At 71.4% G+C, this 24,125-nt stretch carries 1 protein-coding gene (only partly in view); it reads left to right on the forward strand.

Going from position 1 to position 24,125, the window contains the following annotated elements; genetic code table 11:
- A protein-coding gene (locus HUT12_RS03535; protein ID WP_176092462.1) for a hypothetical protein crosses the window boundary here: on the forward strand, positions 1-24,124 show its 3' portion. Its footprint begins 14,759 nt before the window's first position; 24,124 of the gene's 38,883 nt are visible here — the last part of the coding sequence; its start codon lies off the left edge, out of view; it ends in the stop codon at positions 24,122-24,124.
- Position 24,125 lies beyond the last annotated feature (1 nt).

Genomic DNA, 24,125 nt, shown 5'->3' on the forward strand with positions numbered 1-24,125 from the left:
ACTCGACACGTTGCACGGTGCGGACTCGCCCCGGGACACCTATCAGGTGCTGACCGGACTTCTTCACACCGTGGTGGCGCAGTTCGCCCGCTTGGTCGTGGCAGCCGCCGCCGACAAGCCGGCATCGACGACGCTGGCCGCGTACGGCCTGGTGGCCCAGACGATCGGAAGCGTTCGCAACGTCGCCTTCGCGCTGGCGGACTGGGACCGGCTGGCCGGTGGCCTGACGGCGGTGCAGGTGAGCGGGGCCGCCGCCGACGTCGTCACCAGGGCCGAGGCCATCCGGGACACCTGGGACCAGGACGGGGACGTTCTGCTCACGTCCTGGTGGTCGGAGCGGATCGGTGTGTCCAGGGAGCAGGTCGAATGGAATTATCACGACCGACCCTGGTTGGATCACTCGGCGGTTCTTGAGACGGCCGAAGAGTTGCGGCTTGAGCCGGATCTCGTCTACGAGCACGCCATCCGGCATCAACACCTCTCCCGTCGGACTCCGGAACTGATCAGGCAGTGGAATCCGCACCACGCGAGCCGGACAGCGTACAAGTTGGCGGACGAACTGCAGGTGCCGGTGCGGCTGCTGGAGCCGTTGATGGGCGGGCAACCGCCGGCCAGGACGCGTGAACTCCGCCGCTCATTGGACCAACTGTCCGGCGTCCCGCAGGCGTTCAGCGAGCACTCGGCTCGGCGGCTCGCCTTCCTGACCGACCTCGGGGCCGGCCTGCCCCAGACCATCGATCCGGATCAACTCCGTGTTCTGGGCGAGCAGTGGCTCACCGAGGTCCTGGCAATCGACCCGGTCGATCTGGAGTTCCTCGACCGCTACTGGTTCGACCGGCTGTACTCGGTGGTGGAACTGCTGCGTGAGCACTACGAGGAGCGCGAGCCCAGCGGCGGCTGGAGCGTGCACGACATCGAACTGCTCGCTGACGACCTGGGTCTCAGTAGCCTGTTGGTGACGGGCCTCAGCGTACGGATCGGCCGGGTGCCTCGAGAGTTGGTAGGCCAGGCAGGCGGCAGGATCGCCCTGTTGGTGGCCAGCCGGCTCCAGTCCGACCCGCGCGACCTGGCATCGATCCACGATCTGGTGGCGTCCGTGGATTCCGATGGGCCGCGGCACCTCATGGTGGATGCTCTGGTGGCCGAGCTTCGCCGCGCCGGCCGGGCACCCGCTCCCCGGCCGTCCCTCGCCAGTCGGCTGTTGCGTCTCGGTGTCGAGGCCAAGCGCCTCCCGCCCTCCCTCGGCGAGGTGACACGAGACGCCGGTATGTCCGTCGACGAACTGGTCGAGACGGCTGAACTGGCCGGCAACGTCGACCTTCGGACGGTGTCGGAGTTCGTCAGATTCGCGTTCGGCGGCGACCCCGGGAAGGCCGGTCCGAGCCGTTCGCCGGGCACCGGCGGTACGGCCACCTCCCGTGCTGATCTGTCGCCTCAGGTCGTGGCCGGTCAGCTGCGCGACTGGATCGGCCGACTCCACGACGAGTTCCAGGTCGAGCGGCACGACATGCCGACGGTGTTGCGGACCGCCAACCAAGGGCGGTGGACCTCGGCGACACTGACGACGCTGCCGGCCGACTCGGCCGACCGGGTTCTCAGGGCCCTGTCGAGCTTCTCCGTCGAGAAAGTGGTCGGCGAACTCCTCGACATCTCCTACGACGAGGCCGACGTCGCGCAGATGCTCGACCGACTCGTTCCGATGGTGAACGGAGCGGTCGACGCCCGCATCGACGAGCTACTGCCGCTGTGGCTGGAGGCGGGCGAAACCCCTCCCATGCACCTGGAGCTGATGCTGCCGGCGACCGAGCCGGCGCAGTCGCCAGCGGCCTCCCCTGGGTCGTCGACAGGCTATCGGGCGCTGCGTCTGTGGGAGTACTCGCGCGTTGAGGACCTGGAGACGGCGGCGGACGAACTACGTCGACTGTGGCAGGCGGGTCACCGATCCGTGCCTGCCCTCCTGTCCGCCAGCCCCGAGGGCGGCTCCCGGGGAGAGGTCTGGATCAGCGAACTGGACCCACACCCGCTGTTGGTTGGCGCCCTGATCGCCGTGAACAGTCTGCCCGGCGGGCTGGCGGGGTATCCCGATCTCCTGGCGTACCTGGGCTACGAGGTCTCTCCGTACGACGTGAAGCGCTTGGACCGCCGAGTCAGCTGGGTCCGACCGTTGCACCCAGAGGCGTTCGAGCCGTTGACGGCCGGAGCGGCTCGGACCATGGTGATGACGGCGGCCGTCTGGCACCGACGACAGTCACCACAGCCTGATCCGGTGGCCCGACTGGAACCATCGACGACCTGGCTGCTCGGCGATTCCGAGCCCGGCCCCGGCCCGGCAGCGGCCTACCGGCTCGGCCCGCAGGATGTGGGAATCGGGGCGGGCAGCCTGCTCCGGTCGATCCTCGACGGCGCTCGTGCACAGGGCGTCGACCTTCCCGCCGGCGTACGCGACGAGGCGACGCTGATCGCGCGCGCGGTGCAGACCGTGCACGGCGATCCGCATCGGTTCGTGCTCCGCAGCATCGGCACGGTCCTCAGCGCCGACCTCGACGAACGGACGATGGTCCGACTCGCCGAAGTGCTCTGGCCCACCGAGCAGATCGGCCCGCGACGGGAGCTGCTGCGCTCCCGGATCGCGCTTGCCGCCGACCACGACGACCCGCGCCTCAACCGCCTCCTCGCCCTCTCGCCACCGCCGTCCGGCACCGGCCCGGAATGGATCGTGCGCCGCGCGACGACGAGAGAGAGCACCCGGACCCGCGAGGTGTCCCGTCTCCTGCAGGATGTGATCCGTGATCCGCGGCTCTGGGACTCGACGCTGCGCGAAGAAGTCACTGCGGTCCTCGCTGTCGCACTCGGCGTCGACCTGGTGGTCGTGGAGGACGACACTGCTCGTACCTATCCGGGTGGAGGCTCGACCCTCTATCTGCACCGGGTCGAGCGGGATCGTTTCCAGCCCTATCTTCCGGCCAGCGTTGCCGGCGGAGCGGTCGACCTGGGGGCCGCGCAGGGAATATTCGGCCACTACGACCCGGCCTCGGACGTGGTACGCCTTCCCGTCGTCCTGGCCGGTGCCGGTGGCCAGCAACAAGGTGGCCTGACCGCGCGCCTCCGCAGCGAGGAGCTGATCGGTCTCTGGGCGAGGCGACAAACCGGCCCCGTGGGCCCCGTGGTGTTGGTCATGGGCGGAGCAGCTCAGCAGGTCGGTGCAGGCGATACGCTCGCCGCCCGATTCCGGGACCGACTCGGCCAGGGCGTCATCGCCAGTGCGGACGACATCGTGCTCGACACCGACGGGCGGGTGTCCGCGGTCGCGCTCCGCCACCTGCCCGACGGCACAGTCGACCTGGACAGTCCGGAGCGAAGCGAGTTCCGGTACTTCCCTCCCGACGGCGGCGCTCCCGTTCCGCTCGGCGACGACCTGGTCTCAGGGGCGGCGTCGGTCGGCCTACGGCTCGTGGTGGACCTTCCGCCGGCCGAGGACACACCGACCGTCCTGGCCGTCCGGCCCGCCCCGGCAGCCGAGGTCGAGGCACTGGGGCCCCGCCTGTTCACGGACGGTGAAGGCGTCTTCCACATCGGTCGGCACGCCACACCGCCGGACGGGTGGCTGCCGCTTGGTGACGCCAGCCCGTACCTTGCCCTCCGCTGGCTGCGGAACGACGGGTCGGCGCGCGTGCCCGACGCAGCCGTCGAGCAACGGGACCTCCAGACCGTCGCGTCGGACGCCGTCGGACTCCGACTGGGTCAACGGTCGGTACGTGATCTGCCGCACCAGATGGCTTCGGCGCTCACGGAGCGGCCCAGGGGCGGAGTGCGGATGCACCGGCGGCTCCCCGCAGTGTTCTCTGGGGACGAGGTCGTCTTCGTCAGCCGTGCGGGTTGGGCACATGCCGCCACCGTGCGACCCAACGGCGAGTTGCTGGTCTACCGGCCCACGCATGACGACGTCTCGGTCGAGCGGATGTCCCATGCCCGGTTCGTTGACGAGTCCGGCCCCGGGTGGTACCTGGTCCGCAGTCGGCTCCGCAGTGACTGGACTCCGGTGTATCCCGCCGACCGCCCGGCGGTTCCGACCGACTCGGGGTGGTCTGAGCGGCCGCCGGATGTGCTACCCACCCGGGTGCTGGAGATCGAGCAGGAGCCCTGGAATGAGGAGGTGCGCGGGGCCGACACCCGTGGCGCCGAGGTGCGGCTGAATCCGCTGTGGATGCCCCTGGCCGAGTTCACCCCGGAGGTGTGGGCGGGACGGCCGGGGCACAAGTGGCTGTACCTGGTGCTGGAGCGTCGGGCGTACACCGGCGGCTCGGAGCCCGAGTCCTCTGCCGGACGCCCCGACGACCTGTTGGTCTTCGTCGGCTCGGAAGCGGCCTCCGAGGCGCTCTCCGATAGTCAGTTCAACGACCTGCTGGCGTCGATCCGGCAGGTGGATCCGGACATCACGCCGGGACTGGTCAGAGACATGGTCGACGGTCCCGGGCATCCTTCGCTGGGGGTGCGGTTCACTGCGGCGTCGCCGGGGCAGGGCACCGCAGTGGTGACGTCGGCAGGTGTCGCGGGCGAACTCCGCAGAGTCCCGGCAAACGGGACCTGGGAGATGAACGACTCCTCCGGTAGGTACATGCGAGGAGAACAGCGCTCGACCGACGCGACACAACGATGGATGCGGGTCGCCGCGCAACTCGTCGCAGATCAGGTGGGCGAGCCGGTCCTACCGCGGACGGTGCGGCTGGACGGCGGGATGACGGCGAGCATGAGCCGTCAGCAGATCCACTCCGGACTGTATTTCGCGCATCCCGACGACACCCAGGACACCGTCGCAGCGGTGCGGCGGATGCCTGCGTACGCCGGCTTCAAGTCCGTGTACGCCACCCTGGATCCGCGAACGCTCGAAGTGGTGACGAGGGCGGGACGGTTCGGTCCGAGGAATTTCAACAGCCAGATCGACCACGTCGAGGTGGAGACCCACACGAAGCTGTTGCTGGTGCTGTTCCTACCCGCCGATGCGGACGGGTCGGCGTCGGAGCGCGAGGCGGTGGTGCGGTTCGCAGGGCAGCTCCACGATGTCCGCTCCAGCGACATCGTGACCAACTACGGGGTTGCCCGAATTCTGCCTGACTTCGACGATGTGCAGTTGGGGATCCTGGCGACGGATGATCGCGGTGCACCGGTGGTGGCGCCGGATGGCTTTTTCGTATTGCTCAGCTCGGGTATGCACACCAGTGAGTTGGGACCGTCGGCGTCCATGTCCATGGAAGCGCTCGGTTCCTACCCGGATGCCTACGGTGGTGGGGAAACGGGTCAGCAGTACCCGGTTCCGTTCAGCGCACCTGGCATCGAGCTGCCGCCGGGCGCCGACTACGACCGCGGTGTGCTGGTGGTGGGCGACCTGGCCAGGTGGCGGGAGCGGCCAGAGGCCGGCGCGGTGGTGGAGGCTGCGCGAGTGTCGGCCCGACCGATCGTCGTCGCCGAGGTCGGCGCTGTCCCCGCTGCACGGGCTGCCGAGATGGCCACTTTCGCCGAGACGATGCAGCGGTTCGTGCAGTGGCGCCTTCGGCCCCTGGTGGTCACGACCGCGATTGTCGCCGAGCTGAGGGTGGAGGCGACGCTTCACCACGTACCGGTGGTGTTCGCAGAGACCTCCGGCGATGGCACGCGGTGGCACGCGGTCGACTCGGACGGCGTGGTCCGGTGGTCCACGTCAGTGTTCACGCCGGCACTCTTCGTGGCGGCCGGTGAATCCACGTCCGGGCCGGCGGTCGCGTCGCGGCCTGCCGATGTCGGTCAGGTGCGCCTGGCGGAGATGCGGGAGCATCTGGCCAGATGGGAGGGGCATCTGGGGTGGTTGCAGGCGGACGATCGGAGCGGTCGCGCGGGCGGGTCGGCGGATCGGCTCCAGGCTGAGTCGGAGATCGGCCGGTTGACGGCGCGTATCACCGAGTTGAGCGCGATCACCGCCCACTACCCGGTTGAAGAGACCGAACGAGGTCTGATGAGCTACATCAGGGTTCGTCGGCAGCCGGGTGGTGATCGGGGGTTCGACGAATATCGGGTGCTGATCGACGACTACTCGGGGGTGCGGAGCATCCACCCGGAGACGGGCGAGGTGACCGCTTCCTTCTGGTTGTCGAACGGCCAGTGGATGCCCCGCCTTCTGGGTGGCTCGCCCGATTCGACGGTGGTGCAGGACGTCCGGCGGACGCCGCCCATCCCGCCACCGGTTCCCGCCAGCAGGAACGGGGTCGAGGACGAGCTGGTCGTGACCCGGGCGCAGGCGCGGCTGGCCAGTTGGGCGGTGCCGGACCGGCTCGTCGAGCTGCGGCGGTTGGCCGACGAGGGCCGTCCGGGTGCCGTCGAGGCGTTGGCCGACCTGGAGAAGTACCGGGAGGTTCTGGCGCAGACCACCGCACCGAACCGGCAACAGCCCGGCAACGCGCGGCGGAACGTCGCTGCGGTGGCGACCGCCTATCGCGTCGTGCACGACCGGCTGACGGCGTTGGCGTCGGCGCTGGACCTGCCGCATCTGGCACCGCCCGGCCCACCGGCGGTCTCCGTCGACGACAGCGTCGTGCCGGTGCACGCGGTGCCGGTGCCGGCCTTCCCGGTGCAGCTGGTGCCACCCGGGTCCAAGGCGGCAAAGGAGGCATCCGGCTCCAAGACGGCACCCGGGTCCCCAAAGCCACCCGCGATCGCCGACCTGGTGGCCGACCCGGCGACGCGGGCGTGGCTGACCTCGAACACCATCCCACCCCACCAGGTCGCGCGACTGGTGACCGGTGGACGTCTGCGTTTCGACCCGGGACAGGTCGACCAGGTGGTGCGGATGTTGGGCGGGGAGGGAGACGCCCGGGAACTGGTCGCGCTGACCGAGGTCCTCGGCGCGGTGCCGCTGGACCTGCGGGAACGGTCCGAGGCTGCGGGGCTCGCCGGGCCCGGTCCGCTGTTCGGTGTGGTCCGTGAACTCGCGGTGTCCCCCGCAGACGTGGCAGCGCTCGGCGATGTGCTGGCCCGGGTCGCGGACGGCTCGTCAAAGTTCGAACCGGACAAGGGCAGCTGGGTCGACCGGCTCCGGACGGCACTGGCCGACGCCGGTGTCCGCACCGACAGCGACCTGGTGTGGCTGATGCGGCTGACCCGCCGGATGGACCTGGCCCCCGCCGACCGCAGGTGGTTGGGCGAGCTGCGCGACCTCGGGGTACCGCTGGAACTGCTGCACGAACTGCCCGACGAGTACGTCCGGGCGGCGCTGGACGGCCGGCGTCGGGCCGACACCGGTCTGGCGGCGCTGGCCGCCGATGCCGGCTTCGCCGGCCCGGCCGCGTTGGAGGCGGCGGCCGAGCGACTCGGCGTACCCCCGGTCGACCTGGCCCTGGCCCTCGGCGACCGGCTGCGGACGGCCGTGTCCGATGCTCCACCGCTGTCCGACGCGGGGCCGGACGGCCTCCGGGAGCAGGGGCAGCGGGTCGCCGATCGCCTCCTGGCCCAGGTCGCGTCGACCGGACCCGGACTCGACCGCTGGGTGCGCTGGAGTGCGCGGCTCGGATTCCCGGTGGACCGGCTCCGCCCGCTGGCCGAGATTCCGATGCTCGAAGGTCTCATCTGGGAGGCCCTGGGTGACGTGCACGGGGGCCGGGTCGCCGAGGTGCTCGTGCCGTTGGTGCCGGAGGCGGCGGCCCCGGCGCCGATCGCTGCTCGGCACATCGCCGTGCCCACCCCGGAGGAGTTGGCCGCGTGGTCGCAAAGACTCGGTGTGCCCGACTACTACCTGCGGCGGGTGCTGGTCATGCCCGGCGTCGACGGGCGAGCGCTGCCGGCGATGGCCGACCGCCTCGCGTTGCCCCCAGAGCAAGCCGCCGCACTGGTCCGGCTGGTCGAGGTCACCGGTCGGGTGTCGGCCGACGACCTGCTCATGTTCGCCTACCGGCTGGGCACGCCAGCGGGTCCCTATCTGCTGGTCTGGCTCGCCAGCTACTGGGAGATCCATCCGCGCAGGCTGATGCCGCTGCGTCCGCTGTTCGCACGGATCGCGGAGCTGCCCACTCGGAGTCGACCGTCGATGCAGGAGATCGAGGAGCTGGTCGGTCGCTGGGCGGACCCGGGCCGCGCGGGCGCGGGGTATCACGCAGAGCCCGCCGCCGACCTCACGGACGGACTGCTGCTCGACCGGCACGACACCTTCGACGACGACCAGTTCCGGATGTGGCCCACTGCCGAGGAAACGGCGGCGAGCGTCCGCGCCCCTCAGCCTGCCCCCCAGAGGGACAGTGGTCGCGACGACGACTCGGACCGAAGCTCGGCGTCGGAGTCGCACCGCTCACACAGCCTCTTGTCCATCCCGGACGATGACGAGCAACAGGCACAGCACACGAGCCTGGCCGCGCTCGTCTACAGCGGTCGCTCGACCTGGACCAGGGCGGACGGTGCCGGCCGGAGCCGCCGGAACGCCTCGGCACTGTTCTGGGCAGCCGGTCTCGGATCAGGCCCGGAGGGAGCCGGACTGGAGGTCCTGGACGGCCTCCGGACGTTCGTGCCGACGGCGGTCCGCGATCGGCGCGACAGGCTGCGTCGGTGGGCGGAGATCAGTTCCGTCGAGGCCGAGGAACTGTGGCAGGACACCGAGAAGGTCGCCGCCGACCCCGACCTGGGAACGCTGACCCGGCAGGCGGCGATCGTCGCCTCGGCGGCGACCGCAGCGGTACCCGCGCTGACCCGCGACATCACCTCACCCGACGTGACGGAGGTGGTTCGGGGAGCCGTCCAGGCTGCCGACGCCGTGGTCGACGCCGTACGCGCCTGGACCGATCGGCACGCCGACCGGCCGATACCGTCGGCCGGAGACGATCCGGCCCGGCCGGTGCGCGTTCCCGACCTGCTGCGGTCGCTGCCAGCGGGCGAGAGGCTGGCCTCGGCGCAGGCCGGTCGTGACGACCTGGCCGCGATGTTGACCGGGGTACGCACGCTGCTCCACACGTTGACCCGGACGACCGAGGCGGGCAGCGTCTATCGGACGGCTGCCATGGTGATCGAGGCGGCCGCCACGCACATCGCCCGTCTGGTGGTGGGGGCGGGCACACCCGCTCGGCCCGGGACGGCGTTGATCGCGAACGCGGTCGCCGCCCAGGCGATCGAGGCTGCTCAGCGGCTCACCGCGACCGTGGCGGCCTGGGACCGGCTGGCCGGTGGCCTGTCCGCAGCCGAACTCGCCGCGGCCGTGACCGACGGTCAGGCAGAGGCCCGGAACAGAACGGAGACCGACGACCAGAGCGCGGACGTCATCCTGGCCCCGTCGTGGGCGAAGCTCATCGACGTACCCGAGTCCGAGATCGAGGAGGACCGCTACCTCCGCCCCTGGTTGGATCACCTGGCGATCGTGGCGGCGGCCGGCAGACTCAAGGTCCCGCCCGGCGTGGTCTACGAGTACGCCCGACGCAACGGGTACCACTCCGAGCGCGCATCTGGTCTGCGGGCGACCTGGAGCCTGGGACCGCCGCACGAGGACCTCTACCGCCTGGCGAACGATCTGTCGGTGCCGGTGCGGTTGCTGTCGCCGCTGCGGGCCCTGCTGAGTGCGAGGGCGGGCACCGCACCCGACCTGGAGCAGGTGAGGGATTCCCTGCTGCGGGTACAACTGCCGGACCGGATCGCGAAGTGGCCCCGGCGCCGGCTCGCTTTCCTGGCCGACGTCGGCCTGCGGACCACCCAGGCCACGCGCCCCGGCGAACTCGAGGATTGGCCGCACCGGTGGGTGGCCGACATCCTCGGCCTGGACCCGGAGGATCTGGACGGCGCCGACGGGGTCTCCCTCCGGTCGCTTCTCGAACTCGTCGATCTGGTGCGTCGCGAGTACGCCGTCCGCGAACCCGACGGAAACTGGGCACGGCACGACCTCGAATCGCTGGCCGACGCGCTGGGCCTCAGCAGCTACCTGGTCACCGGCCACAGCGTCCGGATGGGCCGAGTGCCGATGGAACTGGCGGACAAAATGTACGGCGCGTACCTGTTCCTGCTCGCCACCGCGCTCCGGATGGACTCTCGGGAGGTGACGAAACAGTTCGGGACGGTACTCACCGAGGTGATGGATCGGGCACTGCCCCGGCAGGTCGTGGTGGAACGGGCGCTCGCGCGAATCCGGGCGAAGGGGAAGGCCCCGGCGCCGAGGGAGAGCCTCACCGGCAAACTGCTCCGGATCGGTGTGGCCTCGAACGACCGCGTACCGCGACACCTGGGACTCCTCGCACAACAGGCCGGCGTCTCCGCGACGGAACTGGTCGAGACGGCCTACCAGGCAGGTGAGGTCGACCTCTGGCTGACCGCCGACGCCATCGGACTGGCGGTCGGCTCCCGTCCCGTACCCCAGGGCGGCCCGGAGGCCGAGGCGCCCGTCCACACCGTGGACCCCGCGGCGCTGCCACGCATGGTCAACGAGTGGGTCGACTGGCTCGGCGGGATCGCCTGGACGTCCACACGCCTCCACCCTCCGTTGACCGCGCAGGCGCGGCGGGTCGGCTGGACGTTCGACGAGCTGTCGGCGCTGCCCGGAGACGAGCGGAAGAAGGTCCTTGCGGCCCTCGCGGCGTCCGCCTCGGAGGCGGGGCTCAACCGCGTCTACCACAACACCGTCTTCTGGTACGGCCGCAACGTCGAGAAGCTCCTCCCTGTGCTGACCACATTCGTCGCCGATGTCGCCGGTGCCCGCCTCGAACTCCCGATGCCCCGGTGGGCCGAGCCCGATTCACGGTTTCGCGTCAACGTTCACGTGCCGCACTCGGTCGACGCTGACTTCGCGACGTTCGCAGCGGTCGAGACCCGGCGGGAATGGATCCTCACGAACGACCCGGCCACCTGGGAGGAGATGGAGCGGGGCCTGCGTGAGCTCCGACAGGACGGAACACGTGTCGCTGCCGCGACCGTCGCCCTCGCTGCCTCCCCCGATCCGGCCACACGGATCGCGGAACTGGACCTGACGCCGCTGACCGTCAGCGCGTTGATCGCGGTGATCGCCCTCCCGGGCGGCCTCACGATGCACCCCGAACTGCTGGGATACCTGGGGTACGAGGTCGACCCGTATGACTCGACGCGACTGGATCGTCGGGTCAGCCGACCCGAGCGGCTGCGCGTCGACCCGTTCCTGCCCATCGAACATCCGCCGGCCCGGGCGGCCGTCATGGCGGCGGCGATCGTACGCCAGCGGAAGCCCGCACCCCTGGTCGTGGCCGACCGCCCGAGTACGACCACCACCTGGTTCCTGGACGACGGGGATCCCGCCCGCGTCGGGGCCGACGAGCACCACCTGGTGCCGCACGACGTGGGTGACGCACCCGGCAGCCTGGTCCGGGCCGTCCTCGACGGCGCCCGCGCCCAGGGGCTGCGGCTGCCGTCGCAGGTGCGCGACGAGGACGGCCTGATCCGGCACGCGCGGCAGGCGGTCCAGGACGACCCGACCAGGTTCCCGTTGCGGACCATCGGTGACCTGGTCGCCGGAGATCTCGACGATCAGGCACTCCTCGGCCTGGCGCAGGCGCTGCCGATCAGGGTCGAGTCACTAGATGACCTGGCGACCCTGCGGTGGACGATCATGACAATGATCAGCGAGGGCAATCCGCGCCTGCGCAGACTTCTCGGCACCGCCGTCGCTTCGCCGAGCCGGGGCGCGGCATGGACACTGAGTCGCGTCGGCGCTGGCGGTGCCACCGCTGCCAGCCATGTCGCACACCTGTTGCCGGACGCGATCGGGGATCCGACGCTGTGGGACTCCGCGCTGGTCGACGAGATCCTCGGTGTGCTCGCCGTCGTGCTGGAAGTGGACCTGGTCGTGGTGGAGACCGAGGCTGCCCGCCGGTTCTCGGGCGGGGGAGGCTCGACCCTCCACCTGCTCAGGGGCGAGCGGGGCCGATTCCAGTCCTACCGCCCCGCACCGGTGCCGGCCCAACTCACCGCGATCGAACCCGCACAGGTGATCTTCGGCGAGTACGACCCGGCCACCGACGTGACACGGCTGCCTCTCGTGGTGACCGGTATGGACGGTCGGCGCCTGCGGGACCTGACCGCCGACCTCACCGGCCAGGAGCTGATCGACCAGTGGGCGGTCCACCCCGGCCGGGGACCGCAGACGTTGGTCCTGGTGATGGGCGGGGCCGCCGACGAGTCCGGTCCGTACGGTGCGCTCGCCCGCCGTTTCCGGGACCGTTTCGCCACCCCGGTCATCGCCAGCACCGTCGACATCGTGCTGGGCGCCGACGGGAAGGTCTCGGCCGCCTCCGTGGTCCGTGCCCCGGACGGAACCGTCGACCATACCCGGACGGAGCCTGGCGAGTTCCGCTACTTCCCACCGGCCGGAGGCGGGTCGGAGTCGGTCGGGAACGACCTCGCGGCGGGTGCGGAACCCCTCGGGCTGCCGATCGTGGTGAACCTCCCGATCCCCGACACCGGGGCGACCGTCCTGGCGGCCCGACCGGCCCGGCCGGCGGTCGAGGAAGCGCCGGTGCCGCGCCTCTTCGTGGACGGCGACGGTACGGCGCGAATCGGTAGTGCCGCCGCACCACCGCCGGGCTGGCTGTCGCTCGGCGACGCCACGCCGTACCTCGCCCTGCGATGGCTGCTCGACGGCGGCCCGGATGAGGGGCTCGACCTGGGCGCACTGGGACAGGAGGAGTTGGAGTTCGCCGCCGCGCAGGCCGTCAAGTTGCGCGGGGGGCGGATGGTGCCGGTGGACCTTACGGAACTGGTGCTGGCCGCGTTCGCCGAAGCGCCCGAGGGGGCGGCTCGGGTGCAGGACTGGCCGACCGACCTATGGCCCAGTGACTCCATCCTCTTCCTCAGCCCGACCGGGACGGCCCGCGCGGCCGTCGTACAGCCCAACGGGGAACTGATCGCCTACCGGCCGGTCCACGGCGGCGTCGGTGTCACCCGGCTGTCCCAGAGGCAGTTCGTCGAGGAGACCGGACCGGGCTGGTACGTGGTGCGCGAAGGACTTCGGGGCGTTCAGCAGCCGGTGCTGCCGTCCCCGGAGAGCGTGGATCCCCGCGAGTCCCGGCGGTACGACCGGCCGGCCGGAGTGCTGCCGCACCTCGTCCAGTCGATCGAGCAGATCCCTGCCGTCGACGAGATGACCGTCGTGGACGAGATGACCGACGTGGACGGACTGGAGGTGCGACTCAATCCGCTCTGGATGCCGCTGGCCGAGTTCACGCCGCAGGTGTGGGGTAGGCGGCCCGGCCACACCTGGATGTTCGTGGTGCTGGAGCGTCGGGCGCACACCGGGTCGGAGCAGGAGGATCCCGAGGCCGGGACGCATCCCGACGACCTGTTGGTCTTCGTCGGCTCGGAGGCCGCGTCCGCCGCGATGTCGAGCTGGCAGTTCGACGAGCTGTTGGCGACGCTGCGGCGGACCGACCCGGAGGCCACGCCGGGTCACGTCAGAGACCTCGTCGACGGCCCGGGCCATCCCTCCCTGGCAGTGAGGTTCTCCACCGACCCGGCGACACGTGACGCGGCCCTCGTGGCACCTGCCGGTGTCGCGGGCGAACTGCGCTGGAACCCCGGCACCGACATCTGGTATATGAACGACAATTCGGGCAGGTTCAACGACACGGAGGAACGTCACCAGCACAGCCCCCGATCGATGCATGACTGGTTGATCGTCGCGGCGCGGCTCGTGGCCGACCAGGTGCGGGCACCGGTGCTCCCGCTGAGCGTCCGGATCGGGTCCGGCACGGGAAGGCCTGGCGCCCGACACGACATCCCTGCCGGGGTCCACTTCGTCCATCCCGCCGACAACGAGGACACATTCGCCGCCGTCCGGCGAATGCCCAGGTACTCGACCTACACCTCGGTCTTCGCCACCCTGGAGCCGGCGACCGGCGAGGTGGTGACCCGAGAAGGTCGATACGGCCCACAGACCTTCGTCCACCAGCTCCACCGTGCGGGCCTCGACGAGGAGGTCTCCCTGCTGCTGGTGTTCTTCCTGCCCGGCGGCGCCGAGGGATCCGCAACGGATCGGCAGGCCCTGATGCGGTTCGCGCAGGCCGTTCACCGCCACGGGAATTTCGAGGATGTCGTCGTCAACGACGGTCCGGCCCGCATCCTGCCCGGGGACACCGACGTGCGGCTGGGGACGCTGACCGTCGACGTTCACGGCGGTCCGCTGATCCAGGAGGAAGGCCAGTTCGTCAAACTGACCTTGTTCGGCGAGCAGAGGCGACTCGGATCCTCGGCCGATGCGGCGATGACGTGGCACCTGCACCAGCATCGGGAGGCGTCCGATGCGGAGGTAGCACCTCAGCGGTATCCGGTTCCGTTCGGCGCACCCCGCGTCGAGGCGCCTCCGGGCACGGCTTACGACGGCGGCGTGCTGGTCGTGGGGGACCTGACCCGGTGGCGGGCATGGCCGTTCGCGGAGAGGGTGGCCGAGGCGGCAGCCTCCTGGGCGCGTCCGGTGGTGGTGGTCGGCCCGGAGCCCGAGCCGAAACACGCGGCGTTGACCGCACTCGGCGCGACGCTGACGCTGTTCGGCGCTCGACGTCAGCTACCGCTGGTGCTCGCGGCCACGCACAGTGCCGAACTGACGGCCCTGGTACGCCGGCACGGCCTGCCCGTGATCGGCGCGGACGAGGCGGGTCCCGCCGCACCGTGGCGGGTGATCGGTCCGGACGGTCGGGTGCACTGGTCCACCACCGGTTTCACGCCCGCCCTGTTCGTGGCCGCGCGCGAGGTCACCCCGGCAGAAGCGGCGAGCGTCGACCGCGTCCGCCTCAGTGAGATGACGCGTGCCCTGATCGACAGGGCGAAGGCTCTCACGGATCTGACTGCCGACCGGACAGCCGTCGAGGAGGGCCGCAACCGCGACGAGCTCGAACCGACGGCAGCCGCTGCGCGGATCGCCGATCTGTCGGACGAGATCCTGTCCGTGCAGACGGAGATCCACCGCCTACGGGAACGTAAGGCCGAGCTGACCGAGATCGCCCGGCACCAGCCGGTCGAGGCGACGCCGGAGGGCTTGACCAGCCACATCCGGGTCGAGCAGTCGGTGCCGGGCGCCGATCGGTGGCTGCTCGTGCCGGTGCTGATCGACGACACCGGCGTGCACGGCCGGCACCCGGAGACCGGTGAACGGACCGCCGACTACTTCCTGACCACGAGGCGGCAGTGGCTGCCCCGCCTGCGCGGTGGCGCACCCGGTGCGATCCGTGATGCGTCCGTCGAGGCGCCGACCGCGAGCCGGACCGACACGGCACCGGCCGGGACGAGCGCATCCCCGGCGGCGGCCGGCGTGGTGCCACCCCGTGGGGCGGCTGGTGCCGCCTCGCCGTCGCCGTCCGATCTGCCAGGCGCACTCGCCACGACCGAGGCCCAGGTGCGATTCGTCGCCTGGGCGGTGCCGGATCGGCTGGCGGCCCTGCGGCGGCTGGCTGCCGAGGGCCATCCCGGAGCCGGTGCGGCCTCGGCAGCCGTGGACGCACACCGGCGCGTGTTGTTCGGAGCTGCCCACGGCCCGGCCCCGCAGGTCTCCGAGGCGGATCGCACCACCAGCTACCAGCGCATGCACGAGCGGTTGGTGGCACTGGACCTGCCCTACCTGGCGCCGCCGACGACCGACCCGTCGGGGGGTGACGACGCCGTCGCGTCGCTGCCCGTCGTGCCCGAGACGGACTTCCCGGTCGTACTGGTCGCCCCCGGAGCGGACGCCGGCCCCGACGGCCGCACGACGGACACCGACGACGCGCGATGGTTGCAGGGTGTCGGGATCACCGGCCCGCAGGCGGCTCGCCTGCTGGATGACGGGGAACTGCCGTTCGACCGGACCGAGGTCGACCGGCTGGCCCAGCGACTGGCCATGGCGGGCGACGAGGTCGCCGAACTGGTGAACCTGGTCGAGGTGCTCGGCACGGTGCCGCTCGACGTGGGCACCCACGCGCGAGGAATCGGGCTCGCCGGACCCGGGCCGCTGTTCGGTGTGGTCCGCGACCTGGGGGTGCCGCCGGAACTCGTCGTGACGGTGGGGGATGTGCTGGCGCGCGTCGTGGCGGGCTCCCGCGAGATCGAGCCGGACGAGGGCTCCTGGGTCGACCTGCTGCGCACGGAGCTGGCCGGGGAGGGCGTCCGCACCGACAGCGACCTGGTGTGGTTGATGCGACTGGTCCGCCGGTCGAAGCTGTCGCCCGCCGACCGGTCCGCGCTGGGGGAGCTGCGCGAACTCGGCGTACCGCTGGAACTGCTGTACGAGCTGCCGACGGCCCACGTGCGCGCGGCGCTGACCGGCCGAAGCCGGGCGGCCGGGAGCCTGGCGACGTTGGCCACGGAGTCGGGCCTCGCCGGCCCGGTGGCTCTGGAAGCGGCGGCCGAGCAGTTCGGCGTACCCCCCGTCGACCTGGCGCTGGCCCTGGGGGACCAGCTCCGGGCGGCCGCCGCATCGGTGCCCGTCGCCAGTCCGGACGACCCGGAGGAGCTGCGCCGTCAGGGGCAGCGGGTCGCCGAAGCGGTGTCGGCGCTGCTGCCGGCGGACGCCGACGTCGTCAGATGGGTGCGGTGGACCGCGCGCCTCGGGTTCCCCGTCGAGCACCTCCGTCCGCTGGTGGACTCCCCGGCGATCGCGGAGTCGGTCTGGGCCGCCCTGGGCGATGTGCCGAGCGAGCGGGTGGCCGATGCCCTCGTGCCGGTGGCACCCGAGCCGGCGACCACGGCCGAGCTGACCCGGGCGCTCGCCCGGAAACTGGACGTTCCCACGCCCGACCCGACCGACCTGGCGCAGTGGGCGGAACAACTCGGTGTGCGGGTCGCCTATCTCCGTCGGGTGACGGCACTGCCGGGAGTCGACGGCGCGCGCCTGTCGGAGTTGGCCGACCGTCTCGGGCTGTCGGCCACGCAGGCACCGGCGTTGGTACGACTGGTGGAGGTGACCGGTCGGGTACCGGTCGAGCTGCCCTGGATCGCCTACCGGCTCGGCCTGATGCGGCTCCCGTACGTGCTGGTCTGGCTGGCGGCCACCTGGGAGACGGACCCGCGCACGCTGCTGTCGTTGCGCCCGCTGTTCGACCGGATCCGGGAGATGCCCCCCGAGGTGCGGCCCGCTCCGGGACAGATCGAGGAACTCGTCACCCGGTGGGCCGCGCTCGGCCGGCCGGCACCGCGTGGCGACGGCGAAGGTGACGCGCAGGAGTGGCCGGTCCGGAGCAACGCGTCCATCATCAGCGAGTCCGCCTCCGATGATCAGCGGCCACGGTACGTCCGGGAACTCCTGCGGTTCGCCGAGGTCGGCACCGGTCCGCAGGGCGGGGGACTGCACCTCGCCGATCGCCTCCGGGCCGTACACGTCGCGGAACTGACCCGCGATGTCGAGCAGTTGCGCCGGTCGCGGGATGTCGCCGTGGCTGACCCGAGCGCGGTGTGGCAGGAGGTCGACGCGGTCGCGGACGATCCGTTCGTCGGAGCGTTGACCCGGCAGGCGGCGATCATCGTCGGTACGGCCCGCTCCGTGACGCTGACGCTCCACCACCCCGTCGCCGACCCGGGCGACGTGATCCAGGCAGCCACCCGTGCGGCCGGTGCCCTGACCGCCGCCGTCCGGTGGTGGACGGAGCACCACGCCGACCGATCGATACCCGGCGTGGACGAGACGACCACGCCGGCTGGTCTCGCCGAGCTGGCGGCTGCGCTACCCGGGCCGAAGCCGGGCGGGCGACGGGACGCGGCCGGGCAGATGCTGGCCGAGATGCACACCCGACTCGAACCGCTGAGCCGACCCAGCTCCACCTGGCACATCCACCGCAACGCCGACCTGGTGATCCGTACGGCGGCGGTGCACGTCACCCGACTGCTGGTGGCGGCCGGTGCCGCCGCGTCGCCGTCGGCGTCGCTGATCACGGCCGCGGTGGCAGACCAGGTGGTCGAGGCGGCTCGACAACTCGCCACGGCGATGCGGACGTGGGACCGATTGACCGGCGGTATGTCGGCAGCGGAGGTGTCGGCGACGGCGGAAGCTCCGCCCGGTGCCGACGATCTCCCGCCCGCGCAGTTCGTGGACAACCTGCTGGCCGCGTCCTGGGCCACGCTGTTCGCTGTCCATCAGCACGACATCGAGGGTGACCGACGCGAGCGTTCGTGGCTGGACCCCGAGATGGTGTACTCGCTGGCAGTCGAGGAGCAGGTGCCGTCGGGGCTGGTCTACCGGCAGGCCAGGGCGCAGGAACATCTGTCCGAGCGGACCCCGGACCGGCTCCGGGCATGGGGTGTGCAGCCGCCGTACGAGGCGGTCTACCAGTCGGCCCTGGATCTGCAGGTGCCGGTGCGGCTGTTGCAACCCTTCCTGCGGGCAGGTGGGGTGGCGGCGCATTCCGATGCGGCCTGGATCCGGGGCGTTCTCAGTGACATGGCGCAACGGGCAGGAACGGTCATCGAGGAGCCGAGCCGGCACCTGGCCTTCATGACCGACCTCGGTTTCGACGCCAACCAGCCGGTGACCGGGCGCGAACTGGACTCTGCGGACCGGCAGTGGACCGCCGACGTGCTGGGTATGGACCCGTCGGACCTGGACGGGATCGGCACGGCGAGGTTCGACGACCTCGCGCGGGTCGTCGAGAAGATCCGTGAATACCACGACGGGAGGACGCCCGGCGGTTCCTGGGGCCGACACGAGATCGAATCCCTGGCGGACGCGCTCGACCTGAGCTACCTGCTGGTGCTGGGACACAGCGTACGGGTCGGCCGGGTGCCGGTGGAGCTGTCGGACGACCCGTACGGGTCCTGGGTGTTCCTGCTCGCGAACCGGGGTCGGGTGGACGCGCGCGACCTGGCACCGATCCGTGGCGAGATCGCGGTCCACGTCGACCGTGGTGGTCCTCGGCACGTGGTGCTGAACGAACTGGCCGCCCTGCTGCGTGAGCACGTGGGCGGGGTGCCGCCGCGCGACTCGCTCACCCGTCGTCTGCTGGGCGTCAGCGACGCGGAGGAACTCAAGTTGCTCCACCTCAGGGAGCAGTACCAGCTCGTGGGTACGCCCATCGAGGACGCCCTCACGGTCGCGGAACTGGCCGAGGTCACGCTGGACGTGGCGCTGGAGTTCATCACCATGGCGGCGGGCCACCTCCAGTCCGGCGCGGACGGTGCGGCGGCACGCGGTACCGCCGAGCTACCGTCGGCCCCTGAAACGCCCGAGGTGACGGCGACCCGGCTCCGGGAGTGGGTCGCCCGGTTGGACGGCATCCAGGACTTCGACGGCGACGTCGCTGAGGTCCTCTGGGGCGCGCGGGACGCCGGCTGGACCCTCGAAGACCTCTCGGCGCTGTCGGTCGACGACGCGGAGCGGGTGCTCACGGCCCTGTCGATGGCCCTCAAACTGGACGTCGAGTTCCGGAGCATCACCGTCGGGTACGGCCGCGACGTCGGGGCGATGTTCAGTCGGCTGAAAGAACTCGTCGAGTACGCCGCCGACAGCCGGTTCGACCAGCGGAACCTCATGTGGACGGACGTCGCACTGACCGGGGTCCGGATCGACGTCGACCTGCCCGGGGCCACCGGTGCGGAGCCGGAGTCCCGCGGCTGGGATCTGGAACGCGAGCCCGACCGGCGGTCCGTCAACGCCGAACTGAGCCGACTGCACGGCGCCGGGACCACGATGGTCTCCGTGGCCTTCCAGAACCCGGCCGGCGACGTCGTCCGGGTGGCGGAGGTGGACACCGCAGGACCGGTCTTCGGCGCGTTGGCCGCGATCCACGGGCTGCCGGGCGGGCTGGCTCGTCATCCCGATCTGCTGGCCCACCTCGGATACGAGTTCGCCCCCTACGACCGCAGCCGGCTGGACCGCCGGGTCAGCGCGGTGCCACCGCTGCCCCTCGCTTCCTTCGCGCGGGTGGCGGATCCGTCGCTACGCGCCGTGATCATGATGGCGGTCATCTGGCGGGAACGGCAGTCCGCGTCTCTCGTGCCCGCGAGTCGCGTGGAGCCGCTCACGACCAGGCTGCTGGCCGACGGCGAACCCACCGTCGTCGACGAGTGGGAATACCACCTGGGTGCCCGGGACCTGGGCACCGAGCCCGGCAGTCTGACCCGGGCGGTGCTCGACAGCGCCCGCGCCCAGGGCCTGGAGCTGCCGGCGCACGTACGGGACGAAGCCACCCTGCTCCAGCACGCCGGACAGGTCGTCCGCGCCGATCCGCACCGGTTCACGATCCGGTCCATCGGCGAGCTGATCATCGGCAGCCTGGCGGACGAGGCGGTCGCGCTGCTCGCCGGGGCACTGGGCCTGAACGAGCCGTCCCTCGGCGAGCCGTCGCTGCGCACCCGGTTGGTCGCGATGGCCGACGAGGACACGGCCCGCCTGTACCGGTTCCTCACCCTGCTCACCCCGGACTCCGACGCGGCGGGGGCGCTGGTGCGCGCGGGCTCGCCCGGGGCGAACCCGGCCCGGGATGCCGCCGCGCTGCTGGTCGCGGCGATCGGTGCGCCCCGGATGTGGAACTCCGCCATCCTCGACGAGGTCGTCGCGGTATTCGCCGTCGCACTGGGAGTCGACCTGGTCGTGCTGGGCGACGAGGACGCCCGCACGTACCCGGGCGGCGGCCCGACACTGTTCGTACGCCGGGTGGGCGGAGACGTCTTCCAGTCGTACCGGCCGACCGGCTCGTGGGGTCAGCCGGCGGCCTTCGGCTCGTCGCCGGCCCTGCTCGCCGAGCACGACCCGACCACGGACGTGGCGCGTGTCCCGGTGGTGCTCGACGGTCGGCGCCACCGGGACGTGACCGCCCGGTTCACCGGAGACGACCTGATCGACCGATGGGTGTCGCAGGCCGCCGACACCTCGGCACCGCTGGTCCTGCTGGTGGGGGGCGCCGCCCGAGGCGACGGCACACACGGCCTGCTGGCCGCTCGCTTCCGCGACCGGTTGCTGAAGCCGGTGATCGCGCCCCTCGACGACATCGCACTCGACCCCCAGGGACGGGTGTCGGCGGTGCGGGCGGATCGACGCACCGACGGCACGGTCGATCTCCACGAGGCGCAGCCCTCGGAGTTCTGGCACTTCCCCGCCAACGGCGGCACCGCGGTACCGCTCGGCGCCGATTTGGTGCCAGGTGCGGCCACGGTCGGCCTGCGGCTCGTGGCGGACCTGCCGCCCTCGGGCGGGGGACGCACCGCGCTGGCGCTGCGGCCCGTACCTCCTCCTCGCGACGACCTGCCGCCCCCGAGCCTGTTCGTGGACGGCGACGGCGCGGTCCGGCTCGGTCGTTTCGCCTCGCCTCCGGAGGGCTGGTGGCCGCTCGGCGACGCGTCGCCGCTGCTCGCCCTGCGCTGGCTGATGGCCGGCGGACCGGTCGACGGGATCGATCCGTCGGCCCTGGGGCAGCCGGACCTCCAGGTCGCTGCCGAACACGCCACCCAGCTGCACGAGCATCAGATGGTGATGATGGACGTGCCCTACCGGCTGCGCTCGCTGCTCGCCGCCGATTCGCCACGGGCGACCACGGTGGACGACAGACTTCGCGCGTTGCAACGAGGCGACGGCGTCATCTTCGTCGGTGTCTCCGGGCAGGCGCAGGCAGCCACCCGACTACGCAACGGTGACCTGCTCGTCTATCGGCCTGCTCGCGGCGACACGTCCACCGAGCGACTGTCCTGGGCCCGATTCGTCGAGGAGGCGGGCGACGGCTGGTTCCTCGTGCAGCACCGCGCGGCGGACCCGGCGCCGGTGGTGCTTCCCACCGACGGACCCGTCGATCCGACCGCCTCACGGTGGTACGACCGGCCGGAGAACGTCGGAGCCGGCGTGGTGCCGGAGATCGAGCAGGCGCCGCAGAGCGGTGTGGTGCGGGGCGAGAAAACGGACGGGCTCGACGTCCGGCTCAACCCGTTGTGGATGCCGCTGGCCGACTTCACACCCGAGGTCTGGGCCGGGCGTCCGGACCACGACTGGCTCTTCCTCGTCCTGGAACGCGGTTCGTACGCCGAGGCCCAGGAGGGTGAGGACGCCCGCGACCTCCTGGTGTTCGTCGGCTCGGAGACCGCGACCGACGCGATGTCGCCGGCGCAGCTCGACGACCTGCTCACGTCGATGCGGAAGGTCGACCCGACCGTCACCCTGGCCGATGTCCGGGACATGCTCGACGGTCCCGGACATCCCTCGCTGGCCGCGCGGTTCGAGGGCGACGGCACCGCGAGACTGACCCGGGCCGGGGTGGCCGGGAACCTGCGTCGGGATCCGCAGACCGGCACCTGGGCGTTGGACGGTCTCTCCGGCCGGTACTCGTCAGGCCGTCTCGGCCCGCTTGATCATCTGGACCGGTGGTTGCGCGATGTGGCCCGGCTCATCGCCGACCAGGTGCGCGAACCGGTCAGGTCGAGCGTGTACAGCAGCCGGGGACGGATCGAGTCACGGTACGAGTTCGACTCGAAGATCTACTACCCGCACCCTGCGGACACCCTGGACACGTACCACGCGGTGCGGCGGATGCCCGACTTCCGGCCAGGGGTGTGGTCGGTCTACGCCACGCTGGATCCACAGACGGGCGAGGTGGTCACCCGCAACGGACGGTACGGCCCCCGGAACTTCACCCGCGAGTTGGCGCGCAGCAACGCCAGGTACGAGGGCGCGTTGCTGTTGGTGCTCTTCCTGCCCGGCGATGCGGAGGGCACCGAAGCAGAGCTCAAGGCCCTGTCCCGCTTCGGGGAGCGAGTGCAGGAGGCGCGCCGCACCGACGTGACGGTGTCGGTCGGGACCGCCCACATCCTGCCCGGAGACGGGGACGTGCGGTTGGGCACGCTCACCGCCGACGTCGTCGGTGCTCCCATGGTCGAGCCTGCGGGTGCGTTCGTCCGGTTCCGGCAGCCGGAGCCGGGGAGGGAGTCGGAACCCAAGCCTCCGCCGGAGTTGCTCGACGCGTCGGCCGACGCGTCGATGATGGCGCTGCTGGCGATCGGCTACCCGTCGGGCGTGCACGATGCGCCACAGCGGCACCCGGTGCCGTTCGGACCGCCACGGATCGACGCACCCCGGGGTGCCGCGTATGACGGTGGGTTGCTGGTCGTGGGCGACGTCGACAGGTGGCGGCAGCGACCGGTCGCCGAGGCGGTGGCGCGGGCGGCCCGCGCGGTGCGGCGTCCGGTGGTGGTGGTCGAGGTCGGTGCCCGAGTCGACGAACGAAGCGCCGTGCTGACCGTGCTCGGCATGACGCTGATCAAGCTCGGTGAACGGCAACTCCAGCCGATCGTGGTCGCCACCGCGCCCGCCGCGGCCCTGACCGCACTGGTGAACCGCTACGACCTTGCGCTGATCAGTCCAGAGAGCACCGCCGCGGACGCCGGTTGGCAGGTCACCGGGCCGGACGGTGCGCAACCCTGGTCGACGTCGGCGTTCGTCCCGACGCTTCTCACCACCGCCGGTCAGATCACCACAGGCCCGGTCGCGCGGTCCGGATCGGTGATCCTCTCCAAGTGGCTGGGGCAGCCCGACTGGCCCACCGCCGAGGAGTACCTCCGCGAGAACGTCGCAGACCTGCGGCACCCGTACGTCGCCGACGAGCTCGCTCACCTCCAGGCGCGGGACCCGGACAACCGACTGCTTTCCGCCCACAAGGCGGTGCTCGAACTGGTCGAGGCGGCGAACGGGGCGATCGACCCGACCGAGTCCCGCTATCAGCCGACCGAACCGATCCAGACGTTCGAGATGGAGCCCCGCACCACCGTGCGGGGCCCGATGACGGTCTCCTTCGCCCTCGACTACCTCGAACCGAAGCCGAAGCCGTTGCACCGCAAACCCTGGGACGACCGCCTGCTTCGCCTGATGTACACCGACGGTAGGGCCCGCGAACTGGCCGCTGCACTGGCCGCCGGCATCGTCGGCGAACAACCGGACCAGGTCGACGACGGACGCTGGAACGCCACCGTGTTCGGTGCCGTTTCCATCGTGCTGGGGATGACCCCACAGGAAGCCCGGGAGCCTGGCTTCGTCGACGCTTGGAGAAATGCCCTGGAGGACGTGGCCTGCTGCGAGGCCAACCCCACGCACCGCATGTACTGGGTGGACAGACTCGACGAACTCCTCGGGGAGGTCGGCGCGAACGGCATTCCGGGCCACGTGGACGGCCCGGCGCCACACCACGCGGCACTACTGGTGGTGCTGACCTACACCTTGGCCAACTGTTGAG

The organism is Verrucosispora sp. NA02020 (genome assembly GCF_013364215.1).
Lineage (GTDB): Bacteria > Actinomycetota > Actinomycetes > Mycobacteriales > Micromonosporaceae > Micromonospora.